10 protein-coding genes and 1 tRNA gene are annotated in these 11,253 nt (G+C 40.8%); 2 read left to right on the forward strand and 9 right to left on the reverse strand.

The window, feature by feature from the left end; all coding sequences use genetic code 11:
• Nucleotides 1-88: 88 nt before the first annotated feature.
• The 7 genes from CWD77_RS11730 to CWD77_RS11760 form a co-directional block, all read right to left on the reverse strand.
• A complete protein-coding gene (locus CWD77_RS11730; RefSeq protein ID WP_101073755.1) occupies nt 89-1,564 on the reverse strand; it encodes a PQQ-dependent sugar dehydrogenase in 1,476 nt (491 codons plus the stop codon).
• Between the two features lie 23 nt (nt 1,565-1,587).
• Entirely contained in the window at nt 1,588-1,944 is a 357-nt protein-coding gene (locus tag CWD77_RS11735; protein ID WP_101073756.1) for a hypothetical protein, read from the reverse strand.
• A gap of 400 nt (nt 1,945-2,344) precedes the next feature.
• Nucleotides 2,345-3,415 carry a GDP-mannose 4,6-dehydratase gene (gmd, locus tag CWD77_RS11740; protein WP_101073757.1) on the reverse strand — a complete coding sequence of 357 codons (1,071 nt, stop codon included), beginning with the start codon at nt 3,413-3,415 and terminating at the stop codon, nt 2,345-2,347.
• 84 nt (nt 3,416-3,499) lie between these two features.
• Nucleotides 3,500-3,901: a four helix bundle protein gene (locus CWD77_RS11745; protein ID WP_101073758.1), complete on the reverse strand. Its 402-nt coding sequence runs from the start codon at nt 3,899-3,901 to the stop codon at nt 3,500-3,502.
• Between the two features lie 87 nt (nt 3,902-3,988).
• Complete coding sequence (locus CWD77_RS11750) at nt 3,989-4,939, reverse strand: GDP-L-fucose synthase family protein (protein WP_101073759.1); 951 nt, start codon at nt 4,937-4,939, stop codon at nt 3,989-3,991.
• 68 nt (nt 4,940-5,007) lie between these two features.
• Nucleotides 5,008-5,526 (reverse strand): hypothetical protein, encoded by a 519-nt coding sequence (locus CWD77_RS11755; RefSeq protein WP_101073760.1) that lies wholly within the window; start codon nt 5,524-5,526, stop codon nt 5,008-5,010.
• A gap of 52 nt (nt 5,527-5,578) precedes the next feature.
• Nucleotides 5,579-7,921 (reverse strand): GumC family protein, encoded by a 2,343-nt coding sequence (locus CWD77_RS11760; protein WP_101073761.1) that lies wholly within the window; start codon nt 7,919-7,921, stop codon nt 5,579-5,581.
• 565 nt (nt 7,922-8,486) lie between these two features.
• Here CWD77_RS11760 and CWD77_RS11765 point away from each other — a divergent pair.
• Complete coding sequence (locus CWD77_RS11765) at nt 8,487-9,143, forward strand: hypothetical protein (RefSeq protein ID WP_101073762.1); 657 nt, start codon at nt 8,487-8,489, stop codon at nt 9,141-9,143.
• Nucleotides 9,144-9,485: 342 nt separating this feature from the next.
• Complete coding sequence (locus CWD77_RS11770) at nt 9,486-10,604, forward strand: hypothetical protein (RefSeq protein WP_133120225.1); 1,119 nt, start codon at nt 9,486-9,488, stop codon at nt 10,602-10,604.
• Between the two features lie 133 nt (nt 10,605-10,737).
• Here the strand turns inward: CWD77_RS11770 and CWD77_RS15810 are convergent, their stop codons facing one another.
• On the reverse strand, nt 10,738-11,007 hold the full coding sequence (locus CWD77_RS15810) for a GIY-YIG nuclease family protein (protein WP_101073764.1): 270 nt from the start codon (nt 11,005-11,007) through the stop codon (nt 10,738-10,740).
• 51 nt (nt 11,008-11,058) lie between these two features.
• Nucleotides 11,059-11,133 (reverse strand) — tRNA-Val (locus CWD77_RS11780).
• Between the last annotated feature and the right edge of the window lie 120 nt (nt 11,134-11,253).

Here is an 11,253-nt window from a genome sequence, read left to right on the forward strand (position 1 = left end):
GGTAGTCACATAATAAGACGTACCATCTGCTTATTCTCAAATTGCAACTACAGCACCGTTTTAACACTGAAACTAATTTCAAGTCTACTTATTCCATAAAACTGTCATACCTGTTTAAATCTTCAAGTCTATCTTTTACTTGTACGCTTTCCGGTTCATAAACAGCTCCTCCATCTTGTATAATAATAAGCACTTTACCATCGGTCATCAAAGCTACGGCCCCGTTCGAAAGCAACTGCATATTGCGAATGCGGTGCCCGATTTCAATGCTCTCACTGTAAATTGCCCTATTATCTTCACCGATGCGAACCCTGTGGAGGCTACGGTTCAGCAGGGACACTATCAACAGATCGCCTAGCCACTCTTTAAATGAATCAGTCGACTCCAATCGAAGGATATCCGTGGGTGCAATTGCATTCATCCATACAAACTCCGGTTTCTGAAATCCTTCATGCTTCCCCTGTTCAGGATTGTGTGGCCAGGCCTTATTTCCGTATTCAATTCCATAGGTCACTTCAGGCCAACCGTAATTATCTTCCTCACGTATTATGTTCAGTTCATCCCCTCCATACGGTCCGTGATCCGTAGCCCAGACAGTACCTTCTTTGTCGGTATATAATCCTTGCGGGTTACGGAACCCCTCAGCAAATACGGTTGCTTCACCGGTTCTTTTATTTAGCCGGTAAATTTTTCCAAACATACTTTCCGGCAGATTACTCAATGATTCGTGGATCATACCGTCAAAACCGTAGTCACCGACTGAAAAAAGGATATTATCTTCTCCATATGAGGTCATAGCCCCACCGGTTGTCTGCCTAATGTGAAACCGCTGAGTCTCACCATCCTGTCCTACCCTTGTACGCATACAGGGTTCAGGCGTGAACAATGTCTCCCAATCTCCGGTTTCCGGTTCGCCGTTTAACTCCAACCGGCTTACAGCAAGCGACACACAGTCACCTTTATCGTCATACTGATGATGGGTTACATAGAGTTGATCTTTCCCCTTATTGTCTGTTTCTGTGTAAACTCCCAGCACCCGGAAGTGATTTTCAGCAAATGAAATGCCCCCAACTAGCGGGGAATCAATCAGTTTATCCAGGTTCATCGGCACGGGCGGCAGTTCCGATTCCACTCTTTCATAGCTGTTCAAATCAAACGAAATAAATTTACCGTGAGTTGATACAACGTGCAGTATACCGGCCGCTTCTACGATGTACGTAGAGGACGAGACCGGGTATTTCTCCAATGGTACTTCTTTGATCAGAAGCCGCTGAAGCGCTGTATTCTTAATATAAGCCGGTATGGCATCCGGTGAACCGGCCGTGTACCGAACCAAATTTTTAAGCGGTTCCAGTACTGGAGATGTTCTCAAACCCAAAAGGTATTGATAGGGAAATAGTTGAAAGTGTGCTACCCCCATTCCCACTATAAAAATGAGTGCCATTAAACCAATGAAAAAAACAATTTTCAACTTGTTGAACATGTCGTCTCTTTGTTCCTGAAGATAAACATGACATTCTCTTTTTCGGGTATTCGGTTCTGCTGCCCATACAATTATACCCAACAGTAAAATTTCAGCCTATTTAATCAAAAAGAAAGTGAAAATGTAAAAGTTAATCCCTGCGCTGTACCCAATGTATTCCACTTCATATCGACCCACAGAGGCTCTCCCTTACCCAACATAGAATCATAAACCAGCTCCTTAGTGGCTCCCACCAGTATTGTAAGCAGCGCCGCCTTCCACTTCGAGTCCAAAATCATGTAACTCCCCATATAAGTTATAGTACTCAGCATGTAATGGCTCTTTTTATAGTTCTCCATATCACTTTGAATCACAAGAATAGTAGGTGATAGTGTGGCCAGCTGTGCCGCCTCTTTTAGCTGTGCATTGGCGGCTGAGCTGAGGACAATACCCAGAATGATGGTTAGGAAAGTTTTTTTCATGTAGTTGGATTTAATTGTGGAACCGTAGACCGTGGAATCGTGGAATCGTGGAATCGTGGAATCGTGGAATCGTGGAATCGTGGAATCGTGGAATCGTGGAATCGTGGAATCGTGGAATCGAAGGTGATTGATTTTACCTTATGTGTCAATTAATAATTTCAATTCGACAGTTCGACAATTCAACAGTTCTACAGTTCTACAGTTCTACAGTTCTACAGTTCTACAATGATACAACATAGCAAAACGACTCAACGCTGACAGGACCCGCCTTTCCCCGGAGACGCTTACAGGTTTCACCGGTTCAACAGTTACACAATTTTCCAGAGTAAAATGCTCAACGCTGACAGGAACTTCGCTCTGCTTCGTACGCTGTCAGGTTCAGTTCAATAGTTCAACAGTTCTACGGTTCTACGGTTCTACCCCTCTGCACTTCCGCCAGATCTGACTCAACCATCTCCTTCACTAATGCTTCAAAATCATATTCGTGCCCCCATCCCAGCTCTTCTCTTGCCTTGGTTGGGTCTCCGATCAGCAGCTCCACTTCGGTCGGGCGAAAGTACTGCGGATCAACTTCGACCAGTACATCACCGTTAGTTTTGTTGATCCCTTTTTCATTCAAACCTTCGCCTTCCCAAGCCAGCTCAATGCCGGCATGTTTAAAAGCAAGATCACACATTTTGCGAACGGTATGAGTTTGCCCGGTGGCCAATACAAAATCGTCCGGCTTATCCTGCTGCATCATCAGCCACATTCCCTTCACATAATCCTTGGCGTGTCCCCAGTCTCTTTGGGCGTCCATATTGCCAAGAAATAACTTTTTCTGCATCCCCTCTGCAATTCGTGCTGCCGCTCGGGTAATTTTCCGGGTCACAAATGTTTCCCCCCTGCGAGGCGACTCGTGGTTAAACAGAATACCATTTACGGCATAAATATTATAGGCCTCACGGTAGTTCACTACGATCCAATAGGCATATATTTTAGCAACCGCATATGGTGATCTTGGGTAAAATGGAGTGGTTTCAGACTGTGGCACTTCCTGAACTTTACCGAAAAGTTCAGAAGTCGATGCCTGATAAAATTTTGTTTTCTTCTCCATCCCGAGCAACCGGATGGCCTCGAGCATTCGCATCGTACCCAAACCGTCTACATCAGCTGTGTATTCCGGTGAGTCAAACGAGACCTGAACGTGACTTTGAGCCGCCAGGTTGTAGATCTCATCCGGCTGGGTCTCCTGTATGAGCCGAATCAGGTTGGTGGCATCTGTCATGTCGCCATAGTGCATGTAAAACGGCAGCCCGTTAAAATGCGGGTCGGTATAGAGATGATCCACACGTCCCGTATTAAATGAGCTTGATCTACGTTTAATGCCGTGAACGGTGTACCCTTTATCCAAAAGAAACTCGGCGAGATAGGATCCGTCTTGTCCGGTGATTCCGGTAATAAGTGCTGTTTTGTTTTTTTGGTTGGTCATGAGTTATAAAATACGTTTAAAATTGTGAGTTCGGATTGTCGATCTGTTGAACTGTTGAATCGACGAATCGTAAAAGCTCTCAAGTTATTTATCGAGATTTTTCAAATTCTCATCCCTTCCTATTTGATACTTATAGAGAGAATTTAACTTATTTAAAATTTCGTCTAGCTTTATCCGTAGTTCAACGTACATCTCATCAGATACATATTTCAAATCAAATGCGGTAATCAGGTGATCGATTGTTTCTAAACCGCTGGAATAGGCAATATTCGTGAAGTGTGCCCTCTCTTTATCACTTGCTCTGCCTGAACCTTCAGCCAGATTCGAGGTTATGCTTCCTACGGATCTTCTTATCTGAGATGTTAATCCAAATATTTCCTCTTTTGGGAAACTTCTGGTTATCTGATAAATCGTCTTCTTAAAATTTCGTGCCGCTTGCCACACCTCTAATTTTTCAAAACTGTAAGTATAAAATCTATCATCCATAACCGCCTCCCCTTTTTCATTTAACCTTTAAATTATTCGATAAATCATCTCTTTTCGACAGTCTAACAATTCGACAATTCCACAGTTCTACAACTTGACTTCTTTTATATCCTCAATATTATCCAGGAACCACTCATATGTTGATCGAACTCCGTCTTCCAGGTCAATTGAATAAGTCCACCCGGCATCTTTCAATCGTGACACGTCCATTAGTTTACGGGGAGTACCGTCCGGCTTGGAAGTGTCCCACTCGATCTCTCCGTTGTGTCCAACAATACTTTGTACGGTTAAGGCCAGCTCTTTAATGGTAATATCCTTTCCTGTACCCACATTATAGAGATCATATTGCATATCGTGAGTAAGTGAAAAAAGTACTGCAGCTGCAACATCGTCTACATGCAGAAATTCTCGTTTGGGCGAACCTGTCCCCCAAAGTCCCACAGGTATGTGCCCGGCTTCTTTCGCATCGTGAAATTTTCGGATCATCGCCGGCAGTACATGAGAAGTTTCTAAATCAAAATTATCATTTGGTCCGTAAAGATTCGTTGGCATCAGTGATACGTAATCTCTGTCGTACTGCTTTCGCAAGGCCTCAACCATTTTTACTCCGGCAATTTTTGCAATCGCGTACCACTCGTTTGTCGGTTCTAAAGAGCCGGTCAAAAGACTGTACTCTTTCAGTGGCTGATCCGCAAATTTTGGATAGATACAGGAGCTACCCAGAAAAATCAGTTTCTGAATATCATTTTCGTGAGCTGCAGAGATCAGGTTATTCTGAATCTCTAAATTCTCATATAGAAACTGCCACGGATAATCCCGATTGGCTAATATGCCGCCAACCCGGGCAGCCGCATCAATGACTATTTCAGGTTTGGTTTCATCAAAAAAATTACGGACGTCCTGCTGATTTCTGAGGTCGAGGTCTTGACTGGAACTTGTAATGAGCCGGGTATATCCCTCTGATTCAAGCTTTCTTTTGATCGCTGAACCAACCATCCCGTTATGACCCGCAATATATATTCTTGTATCTATATTCATTTCTAAATTTCTTGCAAAGATAGCCTGAAAACTAATATTGGAACTATTGACTATGTCTTCTTAGAGATCTACTCCCTAAATCGATCCCATAAAATCAACGTAGTTGTAATTACACTCAAAACCGGAGCCAGCACCCCCACGTAATCAGTCAAAGAAGGTTTATTCCGTACCCTTACGGTCACGATATCGTTGTTCTGAAGATCAAATTCCCACATTTCCACCGGTTCAGGATCGTGGTATAAATACCTGAAGTAGGCCACTTCCACCACTCTCCGATTTTCATTAAACCTAGACACCTTGATTTCAACCTGAGTTTTTGTCCAATCAACATTACTTTGCCCACCTCCGCCTCTTACCTGCCCATAGCCAAAGCTGAACGAAATTAAGTCCGGTAGATTTGTTCCTTCCGGAACCAAATAGCGCCCCGAACTATTCACATCGCCCCATACGTTTACTGAATCAACCAGCTCTCCCATTTCTGCCACACGAATGTAACGATCACTTAACGTTTCGGGTAATTGAGCTTGAGCCGGAATTGCTATAAATAATACAACTACTAAAGCAGCGTATGATATGAGGTTTTGCATATAAATTATTTTTAAAATAGAATTTCTACGAAGATCACTAGGCGACTTACTTTTATACATATGACTCGTAACTTTCATACATGGATTTATAATAGCCCGATCCATAGTATCCTGAAGTCTCTTTTTTATGGTCAAATCCATTCACCACGATTCCACTTATGTTTGCATTAATCCGTTCTAGATCTTCCACCGTTTTTTGAAACACTCCTCGATTGGTCTTTCTGTATTTTGTAACCAATACTGTAGATTTAGCTCTCTTAAGCAGCGCTGTAGAATCACTTACAATGCCAAATGGAGGTGTATCCAAAATAATGATATCAAATACTTCTTCCATCTGATTCAGGAAATCATTGAATTTCTTACTATTCACAACGGTATCCGGAGCTTCGTGTCTGCCACCGGATGTAATCAATTTGAGCATATTGATATCCGTATCCTTCATCAACTTCACAAGCTTGATACGTCCCGATAAGTAATCCGTTAAACCGCTTTCATTGTCATGGCCAAAGTAAGAATGCAGTTTAGGACGTCTGAAATCTGTATCAATTAATAGTGTTTTATAGCCATCTTCTGCAAACGAGACGGCCAAGTTAGATACGACCGTAGATTTTCCGTCCCCTTTCTCTGCACTCGTAATCGCAATGGTTTTAGGCGGATAATCACCATTCTGATAGATCAAATTATTTTTAAGTCTTCTTATTGCTTCTGAAGCAAGATTGGAGCGATCCCTGAGTAGCACCAATTCATCCGGGATTTTTCCGCTACCGTTCTTAAAGGATTTTTTACTTTTTTTGGAAACCTTGTCGAGTACAGGAACTGCAGCGAGTAAAGGCAGATATGATGTTTTCAGCATCTCTAAATTATTCACACTGTTGTCCATAAACTCACGTATGAAAATAAACCCGCCAGAAACGATGCCCCCAAGCATTATACCTATTATTAAAAGAATTTTTTTGTTCGGGCTTACCGGGATTGTTGGTGTTAAAGCTGAGTCAACAATGCGTCCAAAACCAAATTGTGACTGTTTGAGTACAGACATTTCCGCGTAGTTCTCCGAAACATTCACAAAAAGCTCTTCATTTAACGCTACATCCCTTTGAAGGCGAGCCAACTGCATCATTCCTTCCGGGAGAGAGTTCAAATCCTGATCGATCTCCTCTTTACTTTGTGCCAAAGCTTGACTTCTTGACTGAAGTTGATTTTGCTGTATGCGAAGTTCCGTTAACCGAGTTTGAATGGTCGCAATCATCTGGGCTCTCTCTTCGCTGTCCATTCCCGTATACTCTTCATCTTCGGTAAAAAGCTGAGCCGATAGTTCTCTTATCTCATTTTTAACTCTTTCAATTTCCTCATCCAGGTATTTTAATCTCGGCGGGGTCGTTTCCCGTTCTCTTACATTCGGATTTTTGGTCAATATGAGTGTTCGTTCACTTTCATACCTTGCCAACTGCTCCTGTGAATTCCGAATTCGAGGGCCAACTGCTTCAGAAAACTGCTCCGATAATCCCGGCTTCAAACTTTCCATTCTCTGTTCATGATTTTGGATCGCCTGATTTACAGACTCTAGCTCCAGATTCACCTGCTGAAGCTCCATCTCAATTGATGTTTGTCGGGTCACAATTCCAGACGCCTGTTCATCCATCTGGACAATTCCGGTATTGTCCATAAACTCTTGTAACCTACGCTCAGACTCTTGAAGTTTCTGCTCTATATCTCTTTTCTCTCTTTCCAAAAATTCAGCCGTCAATTCAGCCGCTCTTCGATTTTCCTGTGTTGAGCTTTCAACATATATTTCCATCGCTTTATTCGAAATATGAGATGTTTCGATGGGTGAAGGACTCTCAAAACTAACCTCTAGTAATTCCGAATCCCTTTCAGGCCTGACAATCGACAAATTCCTTCTAATTCGTCCGGTAACTGCCTCTTCTGAAGCTCTGCTTATATTCCCATTTTCATCTTCATTCCAAAGCACAGGAAAGTCACGATAATCACCGGGCTCCTCTTCTATCAATGACCTGGCAATTTGTCGGGCAAAATCCCTGGAACGCAACACTTGAACCTCATTTGCCAATGTAGAGCTTGTTCCCACACCGGTCGTTTGAGAAATGATTTTAGAAAGTTCATCATCACCGGATGTCCCGGCGTTAATAAGTATTGTTCCAGTACTTTCATAGGTTGGCGTTACTGTATCGGCATAAAACCATGCACCCGTACCACCCAGAATTACAAATAGCAGAATCAGCCACTTATATTTTAAAATTAGCGAAACTAAATATTTAGGGTTTAAACTGTTTTCCTGAGCCTGATTTGACATTGGAGTGGTCGGTACAAACTCAAATTTACTTCCATTATTTGGACCCCTCCCTTCTCTATCGCTCCGTATTATATCGGACATACCGTGTTACCTCTTCAATATCTTTTGAAACAAACTGAATTACCTTCATTTCCGTGGCAATTCATTATTACTGTACTGCGAAATCAATTATACCCGATTGCGCCGAAAAATAACAGAGATATAAACAGAATTAGCAATTCTTAATGAAGAATACCTAAGCTTATTAATAGTATTATTTTTCTTTTATACAGAACTATTCAACCTGTTTTTACATACGTTTTTTTACTAACTAGGCATTTTAAAAATAACTGATTTTAATTCTTCTCATCAATACAAAAATACTATAAACAGTGCTTATTGCTCATTAATCGAAATTTAGTCACTTAATACAGAATACCCCCCCTACTTTTATGAGACTCATAAATACTGAAATCATGTACAAGTAGAACAATTACGAACTTCATTATCTGCTCATCTTTTTTCAGCTTATCGCCACCTAAATATCCGTTGTTTATCACCGACTATAGATTAGATATTCATAACTACAACTTAATCCAATTGTCTTTAATCTTAAATAAAAGACAAAGCTCAATTGAGAGCTTAATCACTAAGCAAATTAAAGATCATGGAAAGCAAAAAATTATATTATCTACTATCTATTTCCTTATTCATTATCCTGTTCACTTCATGTAAGGATGTTTCGACTCAGTCCGACCTTGATGATTCACTTGAGACAGTTGAAGAAGTCACAGTCATATCCGGAACCTCAAATACCATAATTACAGTTAACAAAAGTAATGAAAGTTTTTTCAGATTAGATTTCTCCGGTATCAATACTAATGACATTATTACCAATGGGGAAAAAGAGGGATGGTGTATTGATTGGCAAAAACCCATTGATTCATCCGGGGGTACTTATGAAGACATCCAACTCTATTCTACTTACAATGTTGAGAGCTGGAAATCGATTAATTACCTCTTCAATAACTTAGATTATTTAAGAGATGAAATACCGGGGTTAACCAATATTGAGATCCAGCTTGTTATTTGGTCTTTGCGCGGTAATCCGGAGTTTGATCTAAATCAAGTACAACTTTCAGATCTGCCAAGCAGAATGTATACCAATGAGGAGATTCTCTTTAACCAAGAAGTTGTCTCAGCAACTCTGCAAAAGATAGAAGACAACTATCGAGATTTTAACTACGAAGATAATTCCAGATTTGCAGTAATCGCAGAAACTCCAGTTGATGTTCAAACGGTAATCACCGTTGTTGAAAAATAATCCAGCAGTAAATTCTACCCATGCCCCTTTGATTCCAAATCAAAGGGGTATTTTTGCCAAAAACAGACCTTTTGATTGCCCTTATTCCTGTAAAATGTTTACGCTTACCCGGTAATTGAACCACTTCTTTTGCAAAACTATTTACAAACCCTAAAATATTAAGGGTATCTCATTAGAGACATTTAACTTTTTGATCGCCAAACATTGAGTTATAATTATGTTCTAAGCGAACAGTAAGTTTGCTTTAGGTTAAAACAATCAATAAAAGATATCTTAAACGGGAGAAAATCTATGATAACCAGGGGTATAATCGCATCTCTATTTTTAATTTTTGCAACAGTTATGACGTTTTCAGCATGTGACGTCATTTCTGAGAAGGGACTTGATGAGTCACTTGACAAAGTACCAAATGTTACTGCTATTAAGGGAGCTGAAAACGCTTCTATTACTGTAAACAAAGGTTCAAACAGCTTCTTTTCGATTGATATCGATAATGTGGAGTGGAATACATTGATCTCGAACGGTGAACGTGAAGCCTACTGTATTGCATGGAAAGATCCTATTTCGAGTGACAACTCAATCTATGACGGCATAGGCGTTTATTCGACAGCCGGCGACAAACAGTTTGCAGATGTAAACCGTTTATTTACCATGAAAAATGCTCTTCAAAAAGCAGATCCGGAAATTACTTGGCGAGAAATTCAGGTTGCAGTCTGGAGTTTAGTTCCATTTCAGGAATTTGACATGAACATGCCGGTTGATGAGTTACCTTCCCGGGTTCGTTCGAATGGAGAAGTTAACTTTGATAAAGACAAAGTTCAGTTTATTCTGGATGCTGTTCAAAATAGAAGCACTGCAAAAACTGAAGAATTTTCCGGTTTAATGAATAGTGGACATGATGATGACAAACCCACGTGCGTCATTGGAACTGATGAAAATACACAGACTTTAATAACAGAGTGCGATGAGACTGCTTTTGCTTACGGTGGCGAGTTAGGTCCAAACAGCACAGAACAAGCGGGGCAGGTTGATCAAAATAACAACTCAATAGATGGCTATGCGCACTGCTTCCCATTAGATGGTGAAATTTCTGAAAACCAATGGGGATGGTCAAACGGTAAACTTTCCGAAGGAAACAGTTATACCTTCCCGATTTATGCAGGTGCGGGAAGATGTATTCTCAGCAGTGGCCAGTATGCCGGTGACTTAGAAATTGACTACCAAGATGGTAAAGTTACTGTCAAATATATCGCTGCACCGGGATCTTCATTCAAAGAAACACATCTTTATATTGGATCCAATAAAATGCCTACGGGTAGTAACACAGGATATGGCAATTACCCGTACAATGATAGCAATGCCACTTCTGTAACGCCTACTGAAGTGGTTCATGAAGTGGATATTACCGGTGACATTTATATTGCCGCACACTCGGTAGTGTATGGCAGCCTAGAGGATTAACACCTTATTTAATAATCAATTCAAAAAAAGGCTTTGATGGCAACATCAAAGCTTTTTTTTATTTTATTAACTTCTAAACTGTGCTAAGCAGTTTATTGTAAGTTAGTTGAAATGACAAAGTTCGGCCTGGATATTACCGGGTGTTCAATTCATTGACTTCCAAATCAATATACCCATGAAGCTCCTTCCGACTCTTCAACGATTTAATCCTCTCCTCTATTTTCATTACCTCTGACCGCGACTCAAATCTCTCTTTATACTTTAACGTCCAAGGAATACAGGGTTTAGTGTATTTACTACGTCCCTGATTGTGACGCTTTAGCCGGTCTTCAAGATTGGACATTTGACCAACATAATATCTGTTTACACTTACGCTGTAGAGTATGTAAACGTAGTAACTCATATCCTAAAAATAGAAAAAGCCTTACAATTTTCATTGCAAGGCTTTTAAATGTGGGCAATGAGGGATTCGAACCCCCGACCCCCTCGGTGTAAACGAGGTGCTCTAAACCAACTGAGCTAATTGCCCAAAATTTCAATAAAACTGATTCGGATTTATGACCGTCCCGTTTGTAATACTTCGGGGTACTGTAAAGCAGTTATCTAAATGAATCAAGACTCTAAATATATGAAAGATCTTAATTCTAAA

Origin of the sequence: Rhodohalobacter barkolensis (assembly GCF_002834295.1) — a bacterium.
Classification (GTDB): domain Bacteria; phylum Bacteroidota; class Rhodothermia; order Balneolales; family Balneolaceae; genus Rhodohalobacter; species Rhodohalobacter barkolensis.

Bases quoted from the DNA above. Each gene is read 5' to 3' on its own strand.
- CWD77_RS11750 (WP_101073759.1), bottom strand. From the start codon at position 4,939: ATGAATATAGATACAAGAATATATATTGCGGGTCATAACGGGATGGTT.
- CWD77_RS11755 (WP_101073760.1), bottom strand. From the start codon at position 5,526: ATGCAAAACCTCATATCATACGCTGCTTTAGTAGTTGTATTATTTATA.
- CWD77_RS11735 (WP_101073756.1), bottom strand. From the start codon at position 1,944: ATGAAAAAAACTTTCCTAACCATCATTCTGGGTATTGTCCTCAGCTCA.
- CWD77_RS11765 (WP_101073762.1), top strand. From the start codon at position 8,487: ATGGAAAGCAAAAAATTATATTATCTACTATCTATTTCCTTATTCATT.
- CWD77_RS15810 (WP_101073764.1), bottom strand. From the start codon at position 11,007: ATGAGTTACTACGTTTACATACTCTACAGCGTAAGTGTAAACAGATAT.
- CWD77_RS11770 (WP_133120225.1), top strand. From the start codon at position 9,486: ATGACGTTTTCAGCATGTGACGTCATTTCTGAGAAGGGACTTGATGAG.
- CWD77_RS11760 (WP_101073761.1), bottom strand. From the start codon at position 7,921: ATGTCCGATATAATACGGAGCGATAGAGAAGGGAGGGGTCCAAATAAT.
- CWD77_RS11745 (WP_101073758.1), bottom strand. From the start codon at position 3,901: ATGGATGATAGATTTTATACTTACAGTTTTGAAAAATTAGAGGTGTGG.
- gmd (WP_101073757.1), bottom strand. From the start codon at position 3,415: ATGACCAACCAAAAAAACAAAACAGCACTTATTACCGGAATCACCGGA.